The following is a 24,703-nucleotide window of genomic DNA, read 5'->3' as shown; positions in this document are numbered from 1 at the left end:
TTTTTCACGCCTTCAGAGAGAGCTCGGTGTCGGCAAGCGCCAAGCGGACGAGCTCGGTCATCGCGGCGCGCGCGCCTTCGACATCGCCGGCCACGATCGCCTCATACAGGATCCGGTGGTCCGGCATCGGGTCCCGGGGTAGGGCGCTGCGGCGCTGCTTGAAGATCGTCGTCCAAGTCACTGCGGCAGCGATGGAACTCGACAGAGCCATCAGCGGGCCGTTGCGCGCTGCCTCCAGAATCGTGTTGTGGAACGCCTGGTCGGCGGCCCGCCCAATCTCGGTGGCGAGGCCGTAGCGGCCCATCTCCTCGAGGGCGTGGCCCATCCGGGAGATGTCGAGGCCCGAGCGCCGCTCGGCCGCCAGGGCCGCCGCCGCCGGCTCGACGATCATCCGCAACTCGAACAGGTCCCGGATGAAGGTTTCGCTGGGCTCGGCCTCGAAGGCCCAGGCGAGGATGTCGGGATCGAGCAGGTTCCAGCGGCTGCGCTGGGTCACCCGGGTCCCGGTGCGGGGCCGGCTCTCGACCAGCCCCTTGGCGCTCAGGATGCGGATCGCCTCGCGATAGGCTGTGCGCGAGACCTTCAACTGCTCCGAGAACTCGATTTCGCCGGGCAGCACGTCTCCGGGCGCGTAGCGACCGGCCAGGATCGCCACGCCCAGGTCGCGGGCGACCGAGCCGTGGATCCGGCGTGAGCCCGAAGCCAGCGGCAGCTTGATGTCCTCGAACCCCGGATCCCCCCTCACCTGACACCTCCAGACCGAGCCGCCAGGTCGGGGCAGGATCGCCGCGATCGTACCTGGAAGTTGTAGGAGTGCAAGCGGCGACACCCGCAAGCATCATAATGCCGCCAGGCTTGCAGCCACTGCACAACTGCTCTAAGTTATTTGTATGAGTAAAGAGCTGAAAGTGCGTGCGGAGATTCGCGGCGCGGTCCTGATCGGTGCCGAGGATGCGACCACGACCGATACGTTCCGGGCCGTCGATCCTGCAAGCGGGGCGGCGCTGGAACCGGCTTTCTCGGCCGCCGGAACGGACGAGGTCGCGGCGGCCTGCGCCCTGGCGGACGCGGCGTTCCCGAGCTTTTCCGAATCAACCCCCGAGGTGCGGGCCGGCTTCCTGGATACCGTGGCCGCGGCCGTGGGCGATCTAGGCGAGTCGCTGATCGAGCGGGCCATCGCCGAGACCGGGCTGCCGCGCGCCCGGCTGGAGGGCGAGCGCGCCCGCACCATCGGCCAGCTGCGCCTGTTCGCCAACGTCGTCCGAGCGGGCGACTGGGTCCAGGCCACGATCGATCCGGCGCAGCCCAAGCGCACGCCCCTGCCGCGCCCCGATCTGCGCCGCCGCCACGTCGCCCTCGGCTCGGTGGCGGTGTTCGGGGCCAGCAACTTCCCGCTCGCCTTCTCGGTGGCCGGCGGCGACACCGCCTCGGCGCTGGCCGCCGGCTGCCCGGTGGTGGTCAAGGGCCACCCGGCCCATCCCGGGACCGGCGAGTTGGTGGCCCGTGCGGTGCGGGCGGCGGTCGCCGCCAGCGGCCTGCATCCGGGCGTGTTCTCCTATCTGCCGGGGCCGTCGAACGCCCTCGGGACGGCCCTCGTCGCCGATTCGCGGATCAAGGCGGTGGGCTTCACCGGCTCCCGCGGCGGCGGTCTCGCCCTGCTGCGGGTGGCGGCAGGCCGCCCCGAGCCGATCCCGGTCTATGCCGAGATGAGCGCGGTCAATCCCGTGCTGCTGCTGCCCGGCGCCCTGCGGGCGCGGAGCGCGGCCCTGGCCGCCGGCTTCGTCCAGTCCCTGACCCTGGGGGCCGGGCAGTTCTGCACCAATCCGGGCCTGCTGATCGGGATCGCCGGCTCCGACGTCGAGGCCTTCGCGCAGGCCGCTGCGACGGCGATCCGCGAGAGCGCGCCGCACGCGATGCTGACCGCCGACATCCGCGCCCGCTTCGAGCACGGCGTCGCCGCGATGGCGGGCCGCCCGGGGGTGACGGTCGCCGCACGCGGGGAGAAGGCTGGTCCCGGGGGCGCCCCCGCGGCCCTGCTGCGCACGGACGGGGCGCGGTTCCTGGCGGATCCCGGCCTCGCCGACGAGATGTTCGGCCCCGCGGCGATCCTGGTGGCGGCCGCGGATCTCGACGAGGTCAATCGCATCATCGCCGCGCTCCCGGGTCAGCTCACCGCGACCCTGCACCTCGATCGCGCCGACGAGCACATCGCCGCCGGCCTGGTCCCGGCGCTGGCTCGCAAGGCCGGCCGCATCCTCGCCAATGGCTGGCCCACCGGCGTGGAGGTGGCACCCGCGATGGTCCATGGCGGCCCGTTCCCGGCGACGTCCGACGGGCGCACCACCTCGGTCGGCACTCTGGCGATCGAGCGGTTCCTCCGCCCGGTCTGCTACCAGGACCTACCCGAGGCGCTGCTGCCGCAGCCCCTGCGCCCGGACAATCCCTGGCATCTCACCCGCAGGGTCGACGGCACGCTCAGCCCGACCTTCGACCGCTGACGCGCCGCCATGCGCGCCGTCGCCTGATTTCGAGCCGGCCCGACGAAGACCGGCCCTGGGAGGATCATGATGGGTCAATCACTCCTACAATTCCGCGCCCCCGACGGGCGACGGGGTGTGGCGGTGCTGGAGGACGGCCGGGCGCGGAGCGTGGCCGGTGTGGACAGCGTCCTGGAGCTGGCCCGGCGCGCGCTCGCGGCGGGGGACGGCCTGGCCGAGACGGCTTCCCGGCTCGGGCTCGGCGACACCGTGGATCTCGACGCCGTGCGGCTGCTGCCGCCGATCGACCACGCGGATCCCGCGCATCTGCTGCTCAGCGGCACCGGCCTGACCCATCTCGGCTCGGCCGAGGGTCGGGACAAGATGCACCGGGCAGCGGCGGCGGATCCGGCCCCGACCGATTCCATGCGGATGTTCCGGATGGGCGTCGAGGGCGGCAAGCCCGCCCCGGGCGAGACCGGGGTCCAGCCCGAATGGTTCTACAAGGGCGACGGCGCCGCGATCGTCGGCACCGGCGAGCCGCTCCTGTCGCCGGCCTTCGCGCTGGACGGCGGCGAGGAGCCGGAGATCGCCGGCATCTACCTGATCGATCCGGACGGCGATCCGGTGCGCCTCGGCTTCGCCCTGGCCAACGAGTTCTCCGACCACGTCACCGAGCGCGGCAACTACCTGTGGCTCGCCCATTCGAAGCTCCGTCCCGCGGCGCTCGGCCCGGAACTGTGGCTGGGGGCCTTGCCCGCGGACGTGCGCGGCTCCAGCCGCATCCGGCGTGACGGCGCCGTGCTGTGGGAGAAGCCGTTCCTCTCGGGGGAGGCGAACATGTCCCACACGATCGAGAACCTGGAGCGGCACCACTTCAAATACGCCCCGTTCCGCCGCCCCGGCGACGTGCACGTCCACTTCTTCGGCACCGCCACCCTGTCGTTCAGCGACGGCGTCACGGCGCAGCCCGGGGACGTGTTCGAGATCGAGGCCGCGCCCTTCACCCTGCCCCTGCGCAATCCCCTGGCGGTCGCACCCGCCCGCGAACTCACCGTGAAGGTCCTCTGAGATGTCGGCTTCGAACGGGACGATCCGCATCGGGCTGGTCGGCATCGGCAAGATCGCCCGGGACCAGCACCTGCCGGTGATCGGCGCCTCGCCGGACTACACCCTGACCGCCGTGGCGAGCCGCGAAGGCCGCTACGAGGGGGTGCCGAACTACCGCACGCTGGCGGAGATGCTGGCGGGGCAGGGCGACCTCGATGCGGTCGCCCTGTGCCAGCCGCCGCAGGTGCGGTTCTCGGCCGCCCTGGCGGCGATCGAGGCCGGCCGGCACGTCTTCCTGGAGAAGCCCCCGGGGGCGACGCTCGCGGAAGTCGGGATCCTGATCGAGGCCGCGCGGGCGCGGGGCGTGAGCCTGTTCGCCAGCTGGCACTCCCGCTACGCCCCCGGGGTCGAGCCCGCGCGGCACTGGCTGTCCGGCCGCCGGATCCGGTCGGTGGCGATCGCCTGGATGGAGGATGTCCGGCACTGGCATCCGAACCAGGCTTGGATCTGGCAGGCCGGCGGCATGGGCGTGTTCGATCCGGGGATCAACGCCCTGTCGATCGCGACCCACATCCTGCCGCCCTTCTTCCTCACCGGCGCGACCCTCTCGGTCCCGGAGAACCGGCAGGCGCCGATCGCCGCCGACCTGCACTTCACCGACGCCGACGGCACCGCGATCGAGGCCGTGTTCGACTGGCGCCAGACCGGCCCGCAGACCTGGGACATCCGCGTCGACACCGAGGACGGCCTGCTGGTGCTGTCGAAGGGCGGCAGCGTCCTCACCATCGACGGCAGCGAACAGCCGCTGCCTCCGGAGGCCGAATATCGCGGCCTCTACGACCGCTTCGCCGCCCTCGTCCGATCCGGCACGAGCGACGTCGACCTGAACCCGCTGATCCACGTCGCCGACGCCTTCCTGCGCGGCGAGCGCCGCACCGTGGAGGCCTTCACGGACTGACCGGAGGGATCCCGGCGGAACACCAACGCGACAGAGCCAATCAGGGCCGCGCGTTACTAAGGGGGAGTCACTGTTATGGGAAAGTACACGCGATGGGCGGCGCTCGCATTCTGCGCCGCGACACTCTCGGCGGGCACCGGTTCGGCCGAAGCTCAGGTTGCAAACGCTCCGGACGGGGGACCGTCCCTGGTGAATCCGGGCCCGAAGGCGAGCCCGGCGGCGAAGGCCCAGTACCGCGCGAACCGCGCCCGGCGGCGGACCGTGCGCTCGGCGCGGAGCTTTGCCGGCGCCGACAGCGCGGCGGCTGCGGCCGACGTGCAGGGTAGCAGCGCGACGCCGCCGGGCCTGCCGCCGGGCACCCTCGACCTCGGCAACGGGATCAGCATGATCCTGAACTACACCGGCGAATTCGCCGCCAACCCGTCGGGCGGCATCCGCCAGGGGTCGGACTACACCGGCCAGATCGTGTTCGGCCTCGATGCCGACCTCGGCCGTCTCGCCGGGATCGACGGCGGCGCTGTGCATACCATCGTGACCCAGCGTCACGGCCGCAGCCTGTCGCAGGACTATATCGGCAACAACACCAGCGTCCAGGAGGTCTACGGCGGCGGTCAGACCGCACATCTCACGGTGCTGTCCTACGAGCAGAAGCTGTTCGACAACCGCCTGGACGTGGAGGTCGGTCGCCTTCTGGCCAACCCGCCGTTCCTCGCCTCGCCGCTCTACTGCAACTTCCAGAACAACGGCACCTGCGGCGCGCCGAAATCCGCGTTCAAGCTGACGAACTTCACCTACTGGCCGATCGCGAGCTGGGGCGGTCACGCCAAGGCCTGGGTCAACGACAAGGTGTTCGTCCATGCCGGCGTCTACGAGGTGAATCCCCGCAACCAGCGTGACGACCGGAACGGCATCGACTGGTCGACCAACGGCGCCACCGGCGTGGTGATCCCGGTGGAAGTCGGCTACTCGACCAACTTCGGCAACGATCCGCTGCCGCGCAACTACGGCATCGGCGCGATCATCGACCGGTCCGACTACAGCGATCCCGTACTCGACGTGCGCCGCGGGCCTCGCCTGTTCAGCGGGCTCGACGACCTGACCCGGTTCGGCCGGTCGGCGGTCTATGCCCGGTTCGACCAGATGGTCTGGCGTCCGGACCCGAACGGCATCCAGGGCCTGACGCTGTTCGGCGTCGCGCTGGGCGCCACCGGCGGGCGGCAGACCCAGGACTTCTTCCTGGAGGGCGGCGCCGTTCTGACCGGCACCTTCCCGGGCCGGCCCTACGACACCCTCGGCGCCGTGTTCGTGATGGAAAAACTTTCTTCCCTCGGGGCGGCCAATATCCGGGCGGCGCGCGCGTCGTACGGGCTCAGCAGCCGCAACGTCGACACCCTCCAGACCATCCTGGAGCTGAGCTACGGCATCCAGCTCACCCCGGCAGTGCGGCTGATGCCGAACCTGCAATACGTGATCGACCCGGACCAGACCCGCTTCCCGTTCCGGCCGAAGCCGATCCCGAACGCCTTCGTCGTCGGCGCGAAGCTCTCGGTCGACCTGTTCACCCTGGGCGGCCTGGCCAAGGGTCCCGGGAGCCTCTGACACCAGGCGATCACCCCGCTGCCCGCGAATCCGCCCCCGGCGGGTTCGCGGGCAGAATCGTCAAGACCGGCGCGCGCGGAGCCTCCGTGCGCGCCGGTCGCGTTTCCGGGCGAGCGATCAGGACCGGGCAGGCCCGTCCAGGCAGCCGTGCGAGATCCCTGGCCGGATCATCCGAAATCCGACACCCGCCCATCGGGACGAGGCTCGCAAGGCGCGGGTGCTCAGAAAACCGATATTTTACAGCGCTAGCCACTTTAAGTATCTGAAATCCTTAGGGGCGACAATCGTCGGCACAAACTATGCGTCAGTTTTGCAGGCGATACATGTCAGTAATCCCAAATTTCCGACATCGGCTGGAAAACAAAAAAGCCCCGGTTTTCGGCCGGGGCTAAATAGGCATTCTCCTAATATCATATGACGCAGCATGCGCGGCGTCTGTCATGCGACAGATTATTGGAGTGACTTCTTGCCGATGTAACATTCGTCTATTTTATCGTATTTATAGTAAGCCATGTTGAGATTTATAGCCTCAAAATCAGACTCAAAACCTCCTGCCTTTAGACGTCTTCTAACGTCTGTCGATGACTGCCTGACTGCACGCCCCACATCCATCAGTTCGACGTACTCCCCGAAAAAGTCCTCTAGCGAAGATTGATAGATCACGTTCACCGGACTTCGCGTCATGGCATCAATGGCAATTCCGGTATCCATCGCTCCCATTGAAATAAGGCTTGCCAGGACTTTGACGTCCACTCCAGTCTCCAACCTTGCCTCCTTCAGCGTCGGTCCGGACAGCGCCTGCTTCTCCAGGCGCGTGTGGATCGCATCGGTGCGAACCAGCAGGGAGGCGATGCCCTTCCCGGTTGCATGACGACCCTTCCACGATACTTCGTCGGCGAGGAGAAGATGGACGATCTCCACCGGGGCGCAGGAGCATCTCCTCGCCGCCTCCGTAATGCCCACGCCATCAGACGTGTCCTCGATCAACTCGGCTCCGGCCAGCAATCGTGTCAGCAGGTCGTCGAGTTGGCCGCGTTCAAACGCATGACGCCAGCATCCGTCGCCGTAAGTAGGCGTCAGCAAGCCATGGGCCTGTAGCGAAACGAACAGAGATGCGTCGCACCCCAGCCAAGCGGCGGCGGCATTCGATGTCAGCATCGCATGCCGGGCCGGGTCGTACGGCGGACGGCTTGCCGCGGGGTGGCCGGTGTCCATGACGGTAGGCTTTCTTGCGACGAGCGATGCGGTTGGTTCGATCCTGCGCGGGCGAGCCGAAGTCACGAGGATCTTGCGGGGCATGCCCGGGACGGCAGGAGGCGCCTCGGGCCTGACCAAGGTTATTCGAGGTTTGTCCTGCACCACGTCGGGTGGCGTCTCCGCGACGTGCCGGGCGAGAAGGTCCTTGGCGGGTGCGTATCCCGTGCAGTTCCGGCTGTTGAGCCAGGACTTGAAGTACAGGAACGGCGGCAGGGGGCTGTACTTGACATGATGCCCATACGGATAAGCCCGCTGAAGACCCGTGAGGAAGCGCCGGATGGCATCCTCGCCGTCACAGGCGATGCCGATCCCGACGGCGCCGCAGAGGTACCAATCATGATCACCGAACGCGTTCATGGAGGTCTTGCGCCCATGTAGGGCGAAAGCCCCGACGACCTCGCAGAACCGTGCGGCCGCATGGAGTTCCAGCCCGTCGAGGAACGAGGCGTTGCCGGGCAAGCCGTCGATCCGACGACGGAGGTAGCGTTCGAGCTCGGAGGCCGGACGTCGAGGGGCCTGTTCGGCCAGGGCGCCGAGGTTTCCCGCATGCAGGCGGACGGCGCAGGTGAAGTCCTGGTCGTTCTTGTCCGTCCCCGACCCGATATCGGCGAGCCCGAGACCGTGTTGGGGGCAGGTCCGAATGGACACGACCTTCCATGCGAGGCGACCGTATGCGGCAACGTGAGGCCGCAGGTCGGAGCTTTCGATGTCTGTCCTCAGACAGGCCGGACACACGCGGAAGCGGTGCTTACGAATTGACGAGACGAGTATATGGTGCCCGCGGAGCATGAAGCCCCCGGCAACCTTGCGGATGCTCGCGGCCTCAAGGTCCCGGACCGGCACGCCGGACAACTTGCCCAGTCGCGCGAGCTCGACGGGGCAGCCGTCCCGGATGCGTCTCGGGGACAACCCCTGATCCTTGCAGAACCTTGCCATGGTCGCGACGCCGTTGCGTGCGGCCAGACGCGAGAGGTAGTCGAACGTGCTCTCGCCATCCATGAGCGGAAGCGTGAGCAGCAGGGGGTCGTCGGTCATTCACGGGCCTTCCTGGACTTGCCGCGCTTGGCCTCCTCCTCGGGGGGCGGAGGGTTGCTCGTCGCGAGGACGCGCGTCGGATCGACCGCGAGGTAATCCGCGGCGAGGTAAGGGTTCCACGGGGCGAGGTTGCCCGTCCTCAAGGCGAAGGCTTCGGCGAAGCAGCCGAGGTCGAGCTCGCTCCTGTCGTTCGTGAGGGCATACCTGATGGCGTCGTGGATCTCCTCGATGGTGATGCCGAGCATGTTGCAACCGGCATGGACCAGGCGCGGGAGGACGGCGTGGTCGAAGTCGGCGGCAACGGTCAGGTCCGCAACCTTCGCGAGGGCCGCCGCGGCCTTAGTCACGGCACCGCTGTCGGCGGGCAGCGAGAGCTTCGCGAAGGCCTGCCAGCGACCTCGCCGGACCGAGGAGCGGTCCGGGCGCAGGAACGTCTCGAAGGACGGCTGGCCGGAGACGATCAGACCAATCGGATAGTCCTCGTCGACGAGCAGGCTCCGCAGGAGGTGACGCAGCTTGATCTGCTCGTCGGCGCGCAGCGTCAGGTGGGCGTCCTGGAATTCATCGAGATGCAGCACGAGCACGCCGAGGGCTTGGAGCCGCTCACGGACGATGCCCCATGTTTCCGCGGCCGAGATCGTCGAACGGCCTACCTTGTAGCCGGTCGCCCGCAGGACCGTCTTGCCGAGTTCCCCGACGCTGCAGGGCGACGGGACGCGCACGGTGAGCGCAAAGCTGCCGACAGCCTTCCGACCGTAGTTCGGCGACAGGGGGTGCTTGGAGAGTAGCCGTCGGATCGCCGTAGACTTGCCCGCGCCGCTCTCGCCGAGGACGACGAGAATGTTTCCTTCGAGAAGTTCGGCGCGTGCCTTGGCGTCGATGGCCGCCTCGGGCTCCCGGCGTTCGGTGAGGTCTTCCATGAGGCCCTCGAAATGCACCTGCAGGACCGTGTCGCGAGCGGTCCGCAGGTAGACGTGCCGGACCTTCTCCATGATGCGCGAACGACGGCGCGCCGTGTTCGGGAGGTTGGCCCGGACGCGCGCGGCCGGATCGAGGTCGATCTCCGTGATCCGCATGCCTCACTCCTCGATGTCGAAGTCTTCCGTCGGACCATCGTCGCCGGGTTGCCGGTCCTCCCTGCCAGAGACCGGGTAGCCGCCGTCGAGCGGGTCGGCGGAGGATCGCTCACCGACGTCCGCCGCGGCCGGCATGGTCCATCCCAGCATCAGTTCGCGCTCGGCACGGGCGATGTCGTCCTCGGTCGGCGGCACCGAGGCGATGCCAAAGCGGGCCGAAGCCTCGCGGCTGAGGGTGTTTGCGGCGACCAGTGCCGCGTTGACGGCCGCTTGCGTGACGGCGGCGCCGGAAACGTGGGTCCGTGCCAAGTCCCGCGACGCCCGAATCCACGCCTCCAGCGTGACGTCCTCGAACTGTTCCGACGTGCACGCGGCGGCGTGCCAGGTCCCGTCGATGCAGACGGCGAGCTCACCCAGGTCATCGGGGTCGAGCTTCACATCCATCTCGACTTCGCCGTGGTGGAGGAAATGCTCGACGAGGGGCTCGCACCAGTAGCGGAGGTTCATCACGCGGATGCCGCCGCTGCCGAGCGTGCGCACGAGGGGGATGCCGAAGATTGCGCGCAGCTTGTGCCGGTCTGGGGCCTTAGTGATCCCGCGCATCTGCGTGAGGCGGTTCCAGCACGCAATGGGGGTCTCGCCGGCGAGGCCGTCGTGCGGCGAACCGTGGTAGGCGTCCACGATCCACCGCGTCAGGATGCGCGCTTGCTCGTCGTCGAAAAGGCATGCGCGGCCCTCGGCATCGTAATCGCCCTTGGCGACGACGTTCTCGAAGGTCCTTCCCGGGAAGCGCGCGATGATCTGCATGCCCACGGTGCGGAAGAACGATTCCATCGTGCCGCGGAGGCCCGGGACGCCGCCCGAGGGAAACAACGGCGACTGGTCGAGCCACGCCACGGCGTTGATCACCACCGCGTTGTTGAACTGCGGCCCGCCGTCCATCGCGATGCCCTCGGGGGTAGCGCACTGGTCCCAGGGTAGCTCGGCCCCGGCGGCGGTCGCGTAGGCCCGCTTATCAGAGAGGGCCATCCGCAGGACCTTCATGGCCGCGGCGACAGATGGCGTCCTGGAAAGGACGGCCCCGACGATGATCTTCGTAGTGGTGTCGATGGCGGCGGTGAAGTGCAACCTGCGCACCTCTCTCTGGGTCTTGCCATCCAACCGGTCCCATAGACCGACGGCCGTCAGGAGCGTCACCAAGTCCACCTCCCAGCTATCCATCTCGATCCGTTCGTAGGGACGGGTCGTGACCAGGCCGGAGGTGATGATTGCGAACTTCCGCTTCGCCTTGTCGGGGCCGTACCTGCCTGCATAAATCTTGAAGCGGCCGAACCCCGCGACGTAGAGGCCTAAGGCAGTCCGCGACGGGCACGTGAGCCGGTCACCCATCGGCAGTCCGACGTTGTGGTCGTCGATGGCGGCCTTCAGGTCGCGGTGTAAGTCCCGGATCTTAGGCCTTTCATCGGTGGGGTAACGGTTGCCGTGGTGGATGAGGAGCCTGAGCGCCTCGCCCGTGATCTGGCGCACGCGGCACCCGCTGCGATAGCGGCCGTCTCGTAGGCTAACGGGGCTGAACCCCCGCTCCTCCAGGATCGAGATCCATCTGTGCAGCGTCCGCGGGGTCGGGGGCTGCCGATGGACGACGAGCGTCTTCGAACCGGCGTAGGCCTTGCGAGACCCCTGCTTGGCCTGGCGGGCGGGCCGTGTGGACGTCGGGGCCCGGGATGCCTTACGCGCCCTCCGCGCCGGAGCGACTGGCTTGATGGAGACGTCCAGCTTCCGCAAGTCGTCGCAGATAAGGGCGAGAGCGTGCTCGATGTCATCATCAGACTTCGTGCAGGCGCCGGCCTCGTACATCTCGATAAACCGCGTCGTGACCAACCACTTCCACACGACGTCCGGGGCTTCGCGGGCGCGCAGATCAGACAGTTGGGTCGCTCCGACCGCCAAGCGTCGGCGCCCGCTCTCCGGCGCGAACCAGTTCCTGTCGTGACGCCAGTCCCGGTCGTTGCTGAGCAGCCAGATACGGTCGTGCGAGAACTCTTCCGTGACGAGGGGTGCGGCGACCCGGCGAAGGACGTGGCCGTTCTCGTCCGAGAAGTCGGGGGTGTACTCGACGGCGCCGATCACGATGCGGTCATGGGGAGTGAACACCAGTCGTGGGACGTGGGGAGCCGGGTGGGGCACGGGACGGACGGCGCTCATGGACGGCTCCCTGGGCCGGTGGTCCGCTCGATCTTGGTCCCGTAGTCGAGGCGACCGTTCCCGATGATGCGAAGCAATCCGCGGTCGACGAGGCGCACAACCGCGCGGAAGCCATCGCCGGCCAAGCCGCTCGCCGCGACGAGGCAGGCCACCGTGGTGGTGCCGACGAGGGTGGATGCGATGTCCTCGACGACCTTGTCGTGCTCGGGGATGCCATCCGCGCGGACGCAGTGGATGAGCGAAGCGTTGAAGACGGCGTCGCGAGGGACGTCCCGTTCGCTCATCCAGGTCGCCCTGTCGGCGAGCGCCCGCGGCACGTGCCGCGCGATCCGTCGGACGAGGTCATCGAGATCGTGCGCCAGCGCGATCTCCCACGGCTTTACGGCCACCAGGATGCGCTGACCGTCCCGACGTCTGACCAGGAAGTCGAAGCGGTGCTGACGCTCGACGCCGTCGGCGTCGCGGTAGGTGACGGGCGCGACCTGCTCACGGACCTCGACCACGTCCGGGCGGGCGAGCAGCACCAGGAGCACCTTATGTTCGAGCTCGCTCTCGAACACGATGACGCGGCGATGCTCGCCCCGGGTGACGAGGGCGCCCCTCAACGACCCCTTCCTCGGGACCACGATGCGTCGGGAGGCCGACGAACCGAGCGGCGGGGTGAAGGGCGGAGCGCCCGACAGGGGTGCCGGCGCCCGCGGCGTAACCGGGCCGGTCCGGGGGGAAGTGGTCCGCGTTTCGATGTCGCAACTGGGGTGGGGTTCGTAGGTCATGTCGGTCACCGGGTTGGTGCCGCGCGCGCCAAGGCTCATCCGGTGGCGCTTGCCATCGGTTGCGACATGTGCTGTCTGAGCCGTATGCGCTTACGGCGACGTACGCGTTGCCAGCCGCGAGGCGGGCGATGATCGGCGGCTTCGGCTGCCAGGCTTAAGAGAGCCGCCGAGGAAATCACGGGTGTTTCGGGTTCATGCCCGGAGCACCCGTTTCCGTTTGTGGGTCGTCGGTCGTCGGCATTTCCCGTTTCGTTCGATGCGGATGTTCGCGACAAAAGGTTTGGCTTTGCAGTTCTGCCGTGCAGTGCAGAAGTCTCCGCGAAGCCGCCTCGACGTTTGTAAGTATCTTGCGGCAAAAAGCGAATCGGCTCCGGCGGACACTAAGCTTGAGTTTAAAAGCCCAATGACATCAGTGAGGGAATCCAAGACGATCTCCCTCGATATCGGCCCTTGGACGATGCCCAGGCGGTGGGGTGCGACATTTTTTTCGCTCCCGCCGCACGGCCGAACGGTCTGCTGACGCGTCGAGGTTCTGCTCCGTCGTCCATGGTGGTTTACTCCGGCGATCCATCCGGGACCCGGCCACGGCGGCAAGGAAAGGCAACGACGTTGCCGTCCGCGCGGCGGGCCAGGCGTCGTTCCTCGGCGAGCTCCATCGCTGTCTCGACCTCGACCGCCACGGACCCCAGCAGGCCGTCCATGTCGTCGGGTGGCAGAAGGTGCGAGAGGCGGACCATACAGAGGAGGATCTCCGCGATGCGGGCATCGATGTCACCGGGCATGGGGGCCTCCCCCGACGGCGCCCACCTCGCTGCCCGGCGTCGTCGGGGTTTCCGAGATGATCGCGCGGACCTCGTCCCCGCCGAGGACACGCCGCTCGACCAGTCGGGAGGCGACGCGCTCGATGCGGTCGAGGTTCGCGCGGACCAGGCCGAGGGTCCGGACGTAGAGGCGGTCGAGTTCGCGCGCCGTGCTATCCCTGAGCGCACCGTCCGCACGGAGAAGCGCGTGCATCTCAGAATGGTCGCCCCGGTACAGGAGCGAGCCCGAGAGGCCCCAGGACGCTGCCTTCGAGGCGAGCAGGGCTGTCGCGGTCGCGAGGTCGCTGAAACGCTCGCCCCCGGCGCCCGAGGTCGGCTCGCCGAAGATCTCGTCGGCGGCCCTGCCGGAGAGTTGGGTGCAGGCCAGGGCCTCGACCTGCGCGGACGTCATCATGACGGGATTTGTCAGGCGCGCGTTCGTGCTGCCGGCCCACGCCCCACGCTCGACGATGGTCACGACGTCGAGCGTCGACGTGGCGGTCACCTCGCCGATCACGGCATGGCTGGCCTCGTGCCGCGCGATGGCCCGGACGGTTGCGGGGTCCCGTGTCTCGGGCGGGCAGACCTGGCGAACGAGGTCGGCCATCGCCACGGGACGGCCGTCGGCCCGGGCGGCGGCGCGGGCGCCCCTAGCCCAGCCGGCGACGTCGGCCCCGGTGGCGCCGAGCCCGAGGACGCCGAGCGGCGTCAGGTCCGCCCCGGGCGGGACGTGGTTGCCGAGGTGCTGGCCGAGGATGCCGACGATGGCCTCGGCGTCCGGGAGGCCGATCCTCAAGACCCTGTTGAGGCGACCCGGCCTGACGAGTGCCGGGTCAAGTCTGTCTGGGTAATTGGTCGCCGCGACGATGATCAAGTTGGCGCTCGATGAAGCAGCCGAGTCGATCTCCTGCAACAGAGCTGTGATCACAGGCGTCCAAAAATCTCTGTGGCGATTATCCAAACTTTCACGGGACGGAACGCCGTCCAGCTCATCGATGAGTAATGCAGATGGACCGTTGGCGGATGCTTCCTGGAATGTGTTGGAAATGGCGCGGATTACGTCGCCGAGGTGTCCTGAGTTGTTCGTGAACCACGCGGACGCGCTGGCCACGTGAAGCTTGAGCTTCAGGCTCCTGGCCAGACTGACGGCGAAGCTGGTCTTGCCGGTGCCCGGCGGACCCGCGACGACGGCCGCACGGTCACCTTGGACGGCCTCCGCCCAGGGAATTCCCTCGGTGCGCCACACGTCGACGGCGGCCACAAGCGCCAGGCCCCATTCCTTCGCCTCTCCGAGCCCGAAAACGTGTTCCAGGGGCGGGGCGTCGCTGGTCGCGACGACGGCCTGCCTCGCGTCGACCATCGCGGCGAGCCGCTTCCTGCATGCGGCCGCGCTGGAGTTGCGCCGGATGGCGGAGCAGGCGTCCAGGAAGGTCAGCCCGGCGAGCGGCGGCAGCTTGCGGGGTCGGCGACCGGTGACCAGCGTGATGACCGTCCTGACGGCCTTGGGCGTCGGGGCGCCGAGCTTGAGCCGGATATCGGCGGCCGCGGTCAGGGTGGACGGCAGGTAACGTTCGGGCGCCTGCGAGACGCCCGCGATATTGGAGCCGCCCCCGAGCAGGGCGGCCACCGTATCGCATCCCTGGTCGGGGAGATCCTGTGTCCTCTTGGTTCCGGAGCGCCGGAAGATTTCCGCGAACGCTCCCGCGGTACGGAGTGCATCGCCGACCGGCTGGACCATCTCGGGGTGTGCTACCTCGACGACGACGGCGAGGCCGCTGCGCCTCCTGATGGCGGCTTGATCGCGCTCGGACAAGGCCTCCACCAACATCGCGGTCGCGAGCATCCGGGGGACGGAATTCTTGTCGAGGAAGGCGGCGTGCGCTTCCTCGGGAGATGCATGGACGGCGTCGGCGTCCCGGTCGTCGAGGAGGTCGTCACGCTCGGCTTGGTGGGCTGTGCGGCGGGCGTGGTCCAGCAGCGCGCTGGCGGGAGTCTTCCTGGTGTCCATGGCGGCCTCCGGCATGGGGCCGCCGCGCGTCGATGCGCGCCGGTCAGACCCCTGCGGGTTTGTCGGATCGGGTGGGGAGGTGGCGGGCCGGCTGGGCGTCGGCGGCGCGCGGTATGCGCTCAAGGCGGGTCATGGGTTTCTCCTGGAGGATCGTGCGCGTGAGGGTCAGTCCGGGTCGCCGGGGTCCCAGGCGTCGAAGTCGACCCGGCGTGCCGTCGCGGACACCCTGATGCCGGGGCAGGCCGGGGCCGACCGCTCCCTCAGTCGCAGGGCTTGGGCTTCGGCCTCCTCAAGGGCGGACCTGCCGAGGGCGACGAGCACGGCGGCGGCGATGCGGGCGAACGCCGCCTCGCCGTAGGTGGCGTGGCAGCCGCTGAGCCGCCTGAAGATCTCGCCGACTTGGCGGGCGGGGTCCTCGGTCTCGGGCGGGGGTGCGGCGAAGGAATGGGTAGGTACATGGCCGGACGCGACGGGGGCGTCGGCGGGCTCGGTGATGGCGTCGGTCAAGGCGGCCTCCGTAGGGCCGCCGGACGCCAAGCGTCGGTCAGGCCCCCTGTAGGGCGTCGGGGGAAAGCGGGGTTCGGCCGATGGCCGGGGCTCTCCGTATGAGGTGCAGGGAACGGGGCACGGTGATCTCGCGAGGGGACGGGTGACCGCCCAGGTTCGGAACAAACTGGCAACAGGCGGGCAGGACGTCAAGGCGTCAGGCGATCCTCGGCAGTCTGCAGCGTTCGGCCGGTGGATAGGTGTGGATGGATCCTGCAAGGGTGCAGGTCATGGCGGTCCCGTCGCCACTGACGCGTTCTCGGCCAACCGGGCCCAGATCTCATCAAGGGTGACGGGCCGGAAGCCGAAGCAGTCGACGCCGACGTCGGTGCTGGCCGCGGTGCCCGGCAGGGTGCCGTGGGAATGCCCGTAGAAGTGCAGGTCGCCGTGATGCATGCGCGGCCAGACCCGGTGGGCGTAATGGCTCAGCCAGACGCCCTGCACGGCTCCGTCCGGACCGGGGACGACGACCCGGGCCACGTCTAAGATGCCGTCCCAAGGCAAGCGGGCGCCAATCTTGTCGTGGTTGCCGCGGACGAGGAAGCGGCGACGGCCGCGCAGGCGGGCGAAGACGGACCGGGCGTAGTCCTCACCGCAGCGGTAGCAGAAGTCGCCGAGGTGCCAGACGGTGTCCTCGGGTCCCACCGCGGCGTTCCAGTTCGCGATCAGCGCCTCGTCGTGCTCCTCGACGGAGGAGAATGGTCGGCGGGTGGTCATCCGCTCGCCCAGCAGCGCCCGGTGTCCGAAATGGTGGTCGCTCGAAAACAGGGTTCTGGATGCCATCGGAGCCTCGCGGGATGCGGAGGCCCGGCACGCGGCGGCACTCCAGCGGTCAGTCGGTCGGGTGCTGGCTCGCGGGTTTCATGGCATCGGCTCCAGAGAGAGGGCGATCCTCTCGTTTGCAGGGCGCCTGCGCAAGCCTGGGGCCTGGGGATCCACAGGTGCGAGGCGCGGAGACGGTGCCCACCGGCGGACCCGGCACCGGCGAATGCGACTCCGACGGCGGGTATCGCATAGCGGTACCCGATACCTCTTGCACAATGGACGGAGGCGGGCCGCTGGGCCGGCGCCCGCGCCAGACGGAACCTCATCGCCACGCGGTGTATTCAGCGCGCCGCGTGGCTTTTCTTTGGATGGTGCGGGGAGCCCGGCGACACCCCGGGCGAACCGGTTGGCCCCCGTGCCCGCGCGGGTCTATCGGACGCCGACGGCCCGTTCCGTGCGGCTCGAATTCGGCAGGGGATGCCAGTGACGCTGATCGTTTGCCTGAGGGCCCAGGGATGCGTGGTGTTCGCCGCCGACAGCCTGACGAACATCAACGGCCGGGTCGAGAACTGCGGGACCGTCAAGGTCCACAAGCTCTCCGATGAGGGCGTCGTCGCGCTCTGCGGTTGGGCCGGCACGAAAAAGGAAAAGTGGCGGGACGTGTTCGGGAAGTTCAACCCGCCGGCCCCCAACGGCGGCACGCCGGCGAGTTCGGGCAGCCTGCTCGCCGCGCTCCAAGCGACGCTGAACGGCCACGTCAGCATCCCCGACCCGAAAATGATCGGCGCGTGCAAGGGTGGCAACACCGTCCTCGCGGCGACCCTGGACCCGACGACCGGCGACATCTCCATTGAACGGATCGGCCGCCACAACGATGTCCGGAAGTTCGACCAACCTATGCCGGAGTCCCCGGTCGGTCAGAGCGACTACATCGAGTTCATCGGCGACACCGACAGCCTGAAGGCGTACATCGCCGCGGTGAGGACCGGGTACGCGCCCGGCATGCCTGAGGCGGCTGCCGTCGCTTACGCGACGGACGCCATCAGGAACGCCATACCCATTGCGCAGAATGCTGGCGTGCAGTCCATCGGGGGCGAATTCATCAGGGTGGTGGTGCTTTCAAGCGCGGGCGTGACGGAGACGCACTCCAGCAGCGGGGTCCCCTGTCCCTGACGACGGTGCTGCCGGTTCGCACAGACCCGTCCGGCCGGCCTCCGGGATGGCACCGGCGGTCAAGCCGGCCGGCCCGCACGTCGGGGCCTACGATGCCACGCGCTCCGCTAGAGCCAGAAGATCAGATCCTGCGGGTGATATTCCGCGATGCCCTCGAAGCCCGGATGGTCGTGGGGGTAGGCGCGCAGGCGCCGGATCACGGTCTCCGGCACGGGCCTGCCGCCCGATCCGGCGAACAGCACGTTGGGGAGCGCCCGCTCGCCACCGAAATCCATGGCATGGCTCCTCTCGACGAGCGGGCGGTCACGCGATGCCATGATGAAGAAGTGCAGGTGCCTCAGCGCCACGACCGCGTCGATGTCCGGGAAAAGCTGCGCCGTGCCGTCGGCCGCCCTCTCGAAGCTGTTGGGCGTGAGCAGGCCCGATCCGGCGTTCACGAGGGACGAGATGGGCTCGTAAATGAAGTCGTCCCAGACCAGCACGAGCAGGCTCGCCGTGACGCCGTCCGCCCTGAAGCCCCGGAACTTGCGGTCCGCGTCCACCAGGAAATCCCGGACGGGATAGTCGCGGGGCAGCGTGAGGCCGCCGTCGCCGGCGATGTCCTGAGCGGCCTCCCTCGAAATGCCGTTCCGGTACGGAAGCTGGACCCCGTTGGTGCCGCGCTGGCGGATGTGGTTGAGGAGCGACGGCGTCTTGACCTCGACGACCAGCCGGCCGGTCGGCATCACGACGAGGAGTTCAGGCCTGGGTCCGTCCTTGAACGCGGCGGGCTCGTGCTGGAAAGTCGTCCCCTCGGGCCAGTCGGCGCCGACGACCCGTTCGATCACGAGGATCTCGCTCATCTTCTGGAGCAGCATCTCGTAATGGGGCTCGTGGCGGTCCTGACCGCCGATGGAGACGAGCTCCCGCAACAGCTTCGTGCCGATGCCGGGAGCGCCGTCGAGGCCGGGGGCCTTGGCGTCGATGCGCATACAGGCCCAGAGGATGCTCACCGCCATCGGATGCGGGCCGGGGTGATGGAAATGATGGGCGAACCAGTGCCAACCGACCTGATGGAGTCCTTCCAGGGCGACTTCCCACAGCTTTGCTGAGCGTTCCGATTGAGTCGCCATCGCGCCGGTTGCCGGAAGAGAGATCGGTGCCGGGCGGGCGAGAAGCACTGCGGGTGAGCGTCGCCGCGCCGGCAGGGCTCAAATGGGATTGCCGGCGTCGGGGTGCCAGTCGGGCGGCACCGGCGAACGCGGTCGCGACCGGATCGAGAAGGAGCGCAAGGGCCTTGGCGACCGGCGCAAGAACGTCGGCGAGCAGACGATCTTCGAGGCCATCTCAAGCGGCTACGTCGAGCCGGGACCCTACCTGTTCCTCTTCGAGTAGGAGCGCCTGATGCGCGGACACATGGTCGGGTCCTTCGACGAGTACCCGGTCCATCCGGTCTCGACCTACGCGTTCCTGGCGGCGATGCGCGGGATGGGCCCGGAAATCCTCCCGGCCGAGGAAAGGCGCCAGCGCCGTCCCGGCTTGCGCGCGACCCAAATCGACCAGTCACACCGCGACGAGTCCGGAGTGGATACGGTTTGGTTGCCGGGCCGGCGGTGAGACATCGGCCTGAGCCCCAGCCGGGTCATGCCGTGGGAGCGCCTAGGCTTCCGCCGAAGGGCGGCGACGGTGGCCTATCCGACACGCCACCTATCCACCTCGGTCGACAGGCTTCTCTTCGGTCGTCTTGTCGTACCGCGGGAACAGGCCGTAGCGCCCGGCGCCGGGCTGCCCCGTGAATAGTTGGACGTTGGCAAGCACGAGCGCCTCGGCCGGCGGGTCACTGTTCTCGACGACGAGGAACTGCCCGATCTCCGAGAGACCGGCGAGGTGGGCATAGAACCGGGCTGCAACGCCGCTATCCCGAAGGGCCTGCTCGTCATCGTCGAGGGGGCCGTGCTTCGACCTCATCGGCTCGCGGTAGGTCAGCAGGGGCGTGTCGAGCACGACGAAGCCGGGATGGGGCTTGCCGATCCGGTTGCAGAACATCAGCAGGGCGACCTTCATGGCCGCGTGCAGTAGCGCGCGCACACCCTTGCCGTTCGCCGAGCGCTCCTTGCCATCGAGGCGGATGTCCTGGAGGCCAAGGTCGAAGCTGAGCGTCGGCCTCCCGGGAAAGCCCCAGGCTTCGAGGACTTCCCGTACGACCTGCGCGTATTCGTGCGCAACGCCACCTTCGAGGGGTGTGGCGGCCTTTTCCCCGACCGGCCGCCGCGGGACAGGTACGTCAAGGCGGGAGCGTTCCACCTCCAGCCTGTCCCGGCGGGCGTAAAGGTCGAGAAGCCGCCCCACGCGCGCGCGCTGCGTCTCGATGCCCTCGTAGCGGCTGCGGAAATCCCGTTCGGCGGGCCGGGCCTCGTCGAGCGATCCGTCGAGGTCCGCCAATTCCTCGACCAGCCCGGCTTCGCGCGTGCGGAGGCCAGCCGCCTCGGAGGCGAGCGAGCGCATCACGCCCGCGAGGTCCGCGCGTTCGCGCCGGATCTTCCTGACCTCCGCGGCGGCCGCCCCGTGGAAACGCCCGATCTCGTCGACGTGCGCCTTGTGGACCTGTGCGTCGGGCGGGGCGCCGCAGACAGGGCACTCGTGACCGGTCATGGCGAGGAGCAGCGCGCCGCCCTCCTCGACCGCCTGCAGGCGCTCGATGTCGGAGACGTAAACCTCGTCCAGCTTCCTGAACTGAGCGAGGGTCAGTTCGAGGTCGGCGGCCCGGGCCCTGGCCTCGTCCCGGGCGTCCCGGGTCCGGCGCCGCTCGCCGACCAGTCCGTCCAGGCGGTCCTGGGCATGCACGAGGTCGCCCTTCAGGGCCGCCAGGGTTTCCTCCAGCCTGTCTGCCTGCTCCTGGAGTTCCGCCCGGGGGGGCGGCGTCTCGCCCAGTTCGCGGTCGATGCCGGAGAGCCACTCGTCCACCAACTCGATCTTGCCGGCCTTGACAGCGGCAAGGATCTTGGGCGGGACCGTCTTCGTGACCGCGGAGTCGTCCTTGCCGGTCAGGAGGAGCTTGAAGACGTTGCGTTCCAGGGTCGCTTGGATGGCCTGCCCGGAAGCAAGGACCGGGCTCCGCTTGGCAATGATGGTCTCCTCGGGGACGAAGAGGTACGGCGCGATGTGGCGGAAGCTGAGCGTGGCCTTCTCGCCGTGGGCGTTCTTGACCAGTTCCCTCCGGCCCAACCCGAGCTGCCGGAGCAGGTACATCGACAGATTGGCATCGGAATTCGCGTCGTGCTCGGGCGAGAGGGCGAAACCGTCGTCGTTCGGCGCCGTGACAAGACCCGGGTAGGCGGTGAAGCCGTAGCCGGAAAGCGAGCGCGAAAGGGTTATCTCGGCTCCGTCCGGCAGGCGGAGGCCCAGCCAGGCCCGGTCGTAGGGCCTCGCCTCGTCTATGGCCTCCGGGGTTGTCGAGCCACCGAACATGAAGTTCAGGCTCTCCACCACGAACGACTTGCCGGTGTTGGATGCCCCATAGAGGATGTTGAGGCCGTCCTCGAACGCGAGGCCGGCGCCGACGGCTTCGGGACCCGTGAAGGCGAGGTGGCGGAGCGTCAGGAGCCCGGTCACGGCCTGTCGCCTTCCCCGGACCGGAACTGGACAGCCCACAGGCCGACGTGCCGGTCGACGACCGCGGCGATGTCAGCCGCATCCATGCCCTCGAACCGGGACGCAAGCCACCGGGCGCGGTCCTTAAGCCGCAGCATGTAGGGTGCCTGTAGCGCATCGAGGAAGCTCGGCGTGGTCTCCCCGGACGCGTAGCGGATGCCGTCCTCGCAGTGCCGGACCTCGACGAGGTGGACCCTGTGCATAAGCATCAGGCTCGCCTCGACCGCTTGGCGCCGGATGTTCAGGGCGTCGTGCCGGCCCGGCGTCGCGGGATGCAGGCTCCGCGGCCCCTCGCCGCCGTCCCGGTCGGCGATGTCGGCGGTGTTGACCACGAGGTGGTCGTACCAAGTCATCTCCGACAGGTCGCAGGCGCGCGGGTACATCGCCTCCAGCACGACGAGCGCGCGCAACCCGGTTTCGAGCGGGCTGTCGAACGGGTCGGCGGGCGAGGTTCTCATATCCCCCACGGCAGGCGCCCCTCGTTGGCGAACCGATGGCAGGTGCCCTGCTTCACCATCGCGGAGGCATGGTCCCGCAGCGGGCCGGTGAGCGGGAGGGTGGGGGCGACCTTCATGACGGCGTTGACCTGGTCGAGGACGTCGCGATGCCCGTCGTCGCGATGCGTGTCCACGACGCCATGGTAGATCTCGTCGTCGAAAGCGACGAGGACGTCCTTGAACACGCGCGTCCGGTAAAAACGCCCGAAGGTCGAGGCGCGGAAATAGCGCACGCGCTGGTCGCGCATCTGGTCGCCGAACCGGGGGTGGCGGAGAATGTCGTCCGGCGTGGCCGCGACGAGCGCGGCACGGGCGCCGTAGGCGGCGGCGAGTTGGCCGAGATACGGTGCCTCGTCGAGCGCTACGTCGGGGAGTTCCTCCGGCGGCGGCGGGGGGCCTGGATCGGCACCGAACCATCGGACTAGCACGGGGTGGATATCGGGCTGCGTCACCAGCTTCGCCCCGTCGAGCACGGATACGCCGGCGAAGTCGAACGCGTCGAGGGCCGCCCGGATCTCCGGCGTCAGCGGCACGGCCTGCTTCTGGACGAGGCCGTTGCGGCAAACGGCGTCCCACCTCTCCACGACGGTCGCCCGGAATTTCTCCGGATGCCGGGCGAGGTCCGTCAGGTCGCGCGCCGTGCCCTGCGGAGCGACGAAGACGTACCTGGACGGGAGGGTGAAATCCCCCTTGGCGACGTGCATGAAGATCTTGCCGAGCTCCAGGACGGCGGTGGAGATGGTCAGGTTCCGGCGCAGCAGCTTGCACTGGTAGTTGTGCCACTCGCCTTCGTAGCCATGCCTCGTGACGAAGCCGACCACGTCCCGGCCGCCGTCGCCCGCCCCGGGGCAAAGGTCCCAGTCGACGTATTCCTCACGACGCAGGTGTAGCCAGTCGGCGACGAACGCCTCCAACTGCGCGGGGGTCAACTTGAAAAAGCGTCCGACGTAGTCGCTGATCATCGGGGCGGCGAGTGTCCTGAACGAAGCGATCTTGCCCGCGTCGGGCCGTGTTCGAAAGGGCCGGACGCGGGCGCCGGCGCGATTGCCACACGTCGTGGCGCATCACCCTCACCGTTCCGCAGGACGCAGATGGTGGCAGTGGACTTGCGGCGGGACTTCGGAATCGAAGCCCTGCGCGCCGCAAGGTGTCCCGGAGCACGGTGCGGCCGCACGCGTTGCGCCGCCGGAATGCGAGGTTGTGCCGGGCCTGCCGCGTCAGGCCGGGGTCACGGGTTCGCCTGTACCGGCGGCGGTTTCCGCTTCCTCGTAGAAATGACGGAACCGCTCGTGGCCTGCCAGGACGGCCGGCCTGTAGGGCCTGAGACCGTCGCACTGGATCACCGGACCGGCGGCAAAGCGCTCGTCCACGCTGGGGTGGACCGGGGCGTCCGTCTTCGGGTCGCGGGCTTCCTCCTCCCACGACTTGCCCTGCGCCCATTTACGGATCCGCGCCGGGACCCAAGAGGCCTCGGTGCGCGCGGCGATGGCGTCGCGCATGCCGGCCACCTCGCAGTGCTGCGCGCCGGCCGCCGACGGGTGCAGCCGCAGGCGCGGGATCGACGTGACCTCGACAGGATGGTGCATGTCCGCCACCGCCGGCATGCCGTCGACCTTCAGCCCGTCCGGGATGCAGACAGCCTGCTCCAGCATCCACTTCAGCGCGATGTCGGACAGGCGCGATTCGGTCTCGTCGTAGCTTCCGCCGATGTCGGAATGGTTGCCCGCGAACCAGACCTGCCGGAACTGACCCGGCACGCCGGCGGGGCGCGGGGGGCTCGCCTCCGTGGTGCCCCACCTCACCCGCCGGAAGTCCGCCCGGCGCTCGTCGATGGCGATGGCCGCCCGCGCGTAGCCGACCTGTGCGCTCAGGTAGCGGTCGAAGTTCTCGCCCTTCCACTCGGCGACGTGGCTGCGCTCCTGCCCCGCGACAGGCCAATCCTTGATCGTTTTAGTCTTGGCCGCCCGGAGCCGCCGGGCCACCGCCCACGCCACGCCACCGGCGGCGAGCGAAAGTAGCGCGGCGACGCCGATGTCGACCTTCCAGAACGGGCCGCCGAGCGCGTACGACAGTCCGCCGGCGAGCGCCGCCGTCGCCGTGACGGCGAGGCCGACCGGGATGACCACGGCGGCCGCCAACCCGGCCTTGATCAGCGACCGCTTCGCGCCGGCGACCCCCAGGGCCGCGACCGTGTCGAACGTCCCGATGAAGTACGGCTCGACGTTCGACTTCCTGTCCGCCGGGTCGCGGGCGTGGTCGGGATGGTGCGAGGAGTAGGTCTCCCGGAAACGGCGGGCTAGCTCGGCCCGCTCCGCGTCGAACTCGGCGCGCGGGTGGCCGGCGCCGTGCTCCAGCACCGTCCCGACCGCCTCCTTGGCGATGTCGGCGGTCATCTTGCGGTAGCGCAGGAGCGGGCCGTCCTTCCCCCGGGTCGGGACGCCGCAATACATCAGCAGGTTCGCCACGCACCGGACCGTGTAGGCCCCTCGGCTGAAGCCGATCAGGAACACCCTGTCACCGGGTTCGTAGTGGTCGGCGATGAAGCGGTAGCAGTCGGCGATGTTAGTCGCGATGCCGCGGCCCGAGAGCGAGGCGGCCATCTTCTGCGCAAACCGGACCGGCGCCGTCAGGGCGGTTGCGCCGATGTCGGTGCCGAGGCCAGGGTCGTAGAAGGCGACCTGCTCCGCCGGATCGATGTCGCTCTCCGGCCCGACCTTGCAGACGCGGTACATCTTGTAGACGTTGCTGACGCGCTGCTCGGGACGGACGCCGCCGTCCTGGCCAGTGCCGTCCGAAAAAACCACGATGTTCTTCGGCATGCCCCATCCGGCCATCCGGGCCGGCCCCAAGCTGG

General features: G+C 68.8%; 21 protein-coding genes. 7 read left to right on the top strand and 14 right to left on the bottom strand.

Translation table 11 applies throughout. The features are described 5' to 3' along the window. Positions 1–4: 4 nt before the first annotated feature. Positions 5–745, bottom strand: a complete 741-nt coding sequence (locus BM228_RS20845) for a FadR/GntR family transcriptional regulator (RefSeq protein WP_092043614.1) — start codon at positions 743–745, stop codon at positions 5–7. Between the two features lie 145 nt (positions 746–890). Between BM228_RS20845 and BM228_RS20840 the strand changes: the two genes are divergently transcribed. The 4 genes from BM228_RS20840 to BM228_RS20825 all read left to right on the top strand — a co-directional run bounded on the left by BM228_RS20840 (position 891) and on the right by BM228_RS20825 (position 6,084). After that, a complete protein-coding gene (locus BM228_RS20840; protein WP_092043611.1) occupies positions 891–2,498 on the top strand; it encodes an aldehyde dehydrogenase (NADP(+)) in 1,608 nt (535 codons plus the stop codon). Positions 2,499–2,567: 69 nt separating this feature from the next. Continuing rightward, positions 2,568–3,548, top strand: a complete 981-nt coding sequence (gene araD1, locus BM228_RS20835) for an AraD1 family protein (RefSeq protein ID WP_092043610.1) — start codon at positions 2,568–2,570, stop codon at positions 3,546–3,548. A 1-nt stretch (position 3,549) separates the two neighbouring features. Beyond that, on the top strand, positions 3,550–4,485 hold the full coding sequence (locus BM228_RS20830) for a Gfo/Idh/MocA family protein (protein ID WP_092043608.1): 936 nt from the start codon (positions 3,550–3,552) through the stop codon (positions 4,483–4,485). A gap of 75 nt (positions 4,486–4,560) precedes the next feature. After that, on the top strand, positions 4,561–6,084 hold the full coding sequence (locus BM228_RS20825) for a carbohydrate porin (RefSeq protein ID WP_092043607.1): 1,524 nt from the start codon (positions 4,561–4,563) through the stop codon (positions 6,082–6,084). Between the two features lie 450 nt (positions 6,085–6,534). Here BM228_RS20825 and BM228_RS20820 read toward each other — a convergent pair whose 3' ends face one another. The 8 genes from BM228_RS20820 to BM228_RS20785 form a co-directional block, all read right to left on the bottom strand. Further along, positions 6,535–8,376 (bottom strand): TniQ family protein, encoded by a 1,842-nt coding sequence (locus BM228_RS20820; RefSeq protein ID WP_092043605.1) that lies wholly within the window; start codon positions 8,374–8,376, stop codon positions 6,535–6,537. Next, positions 8,373–9,452, bottom strand: coding sequence for an ATP-binding protein (locus BM228_RS20815; RefSeq protein WP_092043604.1), 1,080 nt, complete (start codon positions 9,450–9,452; stop codon positions 8,373–8,375). Before BM228_RS20815 ends, BM228_RS20820 begins: the two co-directional genes overlap by 4 nt. 3 nt (positions 9,453–9,455) lie before the next feature. Continuing rightward, positions 9,456–11,657 (bottom strand): Mu transposase C-terminal domain-containing protein, encoded by a 2,202-nt coding sequence (locus tag BM228_RS20810; protein WP_092043602.1) that lies wholly within the window; start codon positions 11,655–11,657, stop codon positions 9,456–9,458. Next, positions 11,654–12,262 (bottom strand): hypothetical protein, encoded by a 609-nt coding sequence (locus BM228_RS20805; RefSeq protein ID WP_092043601.1) that lies wholly within the window; start codon positions 12,260–12,262, stop codon positions 11,654–11,656. The genes BM228_RS20810 and BM228_RS20805 overlap by 4 nt, the downstream gene beginning before the upstream one ends. Before the next feature lie 722 nt (positions 12,263–12,984). Continuing rightward, a complete protein-coding gene (locus tag BM228_RS20800; protein WP_092043599.1) occupies positions 12,985–13,212 on the bottom strand; it encodes a hypothetical protein in 228 nt (75 codons plus the stop codon). After that, complete coding sequence (locus BM228_RS20795; RefSeq protein WP_092043598.1) at positions 13,202–15,253, bottom strand: AAA family ATPase; 2,052 nt, start codon at positions 15,251–15,253, stop codon at positions 13,202–13,204. The genes BM228_RS20800 and BM228_RS20795 overlap by 11 nt, the downstream gene beginning before the upstream one ends. 150 nt (positions 15,254–15,403) lie before the next feature. Further along, positions 15,404–15,745: a hypothetical protein gene (locus BM228_RS20790; protein ID WP_092043663.1), complete on the bottom strand. Its 342-nt coding sequence runs from the start codon at positions 15,743–15,745 to the stop codon at positions 15,404–15,406. A 267-nt stretch (positions 15,746–16,012) separates the two neighbouring features. Further along, the gene (locus BM228_RS20785; RefSeq protein WP_139234141.1) at positions 16,013–16,567 is read right to left on the bottom strand and encodes a metallophosphoesterase; all 555 of its coding nucleotides are present in this window, start codon (positions 16,565–16,567) and stop codon (positions 16,013–16,015) included. 465 nt (positions 16,568–17,032) lie between these two features. Here BM228_RS20785 and BM228_RS20780 point away from each other — a divergent pair, with 465 nt between their 5' ends. Further along, positions 17,033–17,722, top strand: a complete 690-nt coding sequence (locus BM228_RS20780; RefSeq protein WP_139234140.1) for an Ntn hydrolase family protein — start codon at positions 17,033–17,035, stop codon at positions 17,720–17,722. 107 nt (positions 17,723–17,829) lie between these two features. On the opposite strand, the gene BM228_RS20775 is transcribed toward BM228_RS20780, so the two are convergent. After that, positions 17,830–18,720, bottom strand: coding sequence for a hypothetical protein (locus BM228_RS20775; protein ID WP_167367784.1), 891 nt, complete (start codon positions 18,718–18,720; stop codon positions 17,830–17,832). 196 nt (positions 18,721–18,916) lie between these two features. Here BM228_RS20775 and BM228_RS20770 point away from each other — a divergent pair, with 196 nt between their 5' ends. Next, the gene (locus BM228_RS20770; protein WP_092043593.1) at positions 18,917–19,096 is read left to right on the top strand and encodes a hypothetical protein; all 180 of its coding nucleotides are present in this window, start codon (positions 18,917–18,919) and stop codon (positions 19,094–19,096) included. 9 nt (positions 19,097–19,105) lie between these two features. Then, positions 19,106–19,318, top strand: a complete 213-nt coding sequence (locus tag BM228_RS20765) for a hypothetical protein (RefSeq protein WP_092043592.1) — start codon at positions 19,106–19,108, stop codon at positions 19,316–19,318. A 90-nt stretch (positions 19,319–19,408) separates the two neighbouring features. Here the strand turns inward: BM228_RS20765 and BM228_RS20760 are convergent, their stop codons facing one another. The 4 genes from BM228_RS20760 to BM228_RS20745 form a co-directional block, all read right to left on the bottom strand. Further along, the gene (locus BM228_RS20760) at positions 19,409–21,313 is read right to left on the bottom strand and encodes an SMC family protein (protein ID WP_092043590.1); all 1,905 of its coding nucleotides are present in this window, start codon (positions 21,311–21,313) and stop codon (positions 19,409–19,411) included. Then, the gene (locus BM228_RS20755; protein ID WP_244537239.1) at positions 21,310–21,810 is read right to left on the bottom strand and encodes an ABC-three component system middle component 2; all 501 of its coding nucleotides are present in this window, start codon (positions 21,808–21,810) and stop codon (positions 21,310–21,312) included. The genes BM228_RS20760 and BM228_RS20755 overlap by 4 nt, the downstream gene beginning before the upstream one ends. Further along, complete coding sequence (locus tag BM228_RS20750; RefSeq protein WP_092043587.1) at positions 21,807–22,811, bottom strand: ABC-three component system protein; 1,005 nt, start codon at positions 22,809–22,811, stop codon at positions 21,807–21,809. Before BM228_RS20750 ends, BM228_RS20755 begins: the two co-directional genes overlap by 4 nt. Before the next feature lie 255 nt (positions 22,812–23,066). Then, positions 23,067–24,668, bottom strand: coding sequence for a DUF2235 domain-containing protein (locus BM228_RS20745; protein ID WP_092043585.1), 1,602 nt, complete (start codon positions 24,666–24,668; stop codon positions 23,067–23,069). Positions 24,669–24,703 lie beyond the last annotated feature (35 nt).

This window comes from Methylobacterium pseudosasicola, assembly GCF_900114535.1.
In the GTDB taxonomy this organism is placed as follows: domain Bacteria; phylum Pseudomonadota; class Alphaproteobacteria; order Rhizobiales; family Beijerinckiaceae; genus Methylobacterium; species Methylobacterium pseudosasicola.
Note: the sequence above shows the minus strand (reverse complement) of the source record. Positions and strands in the feature narration are given on the sequence as shown.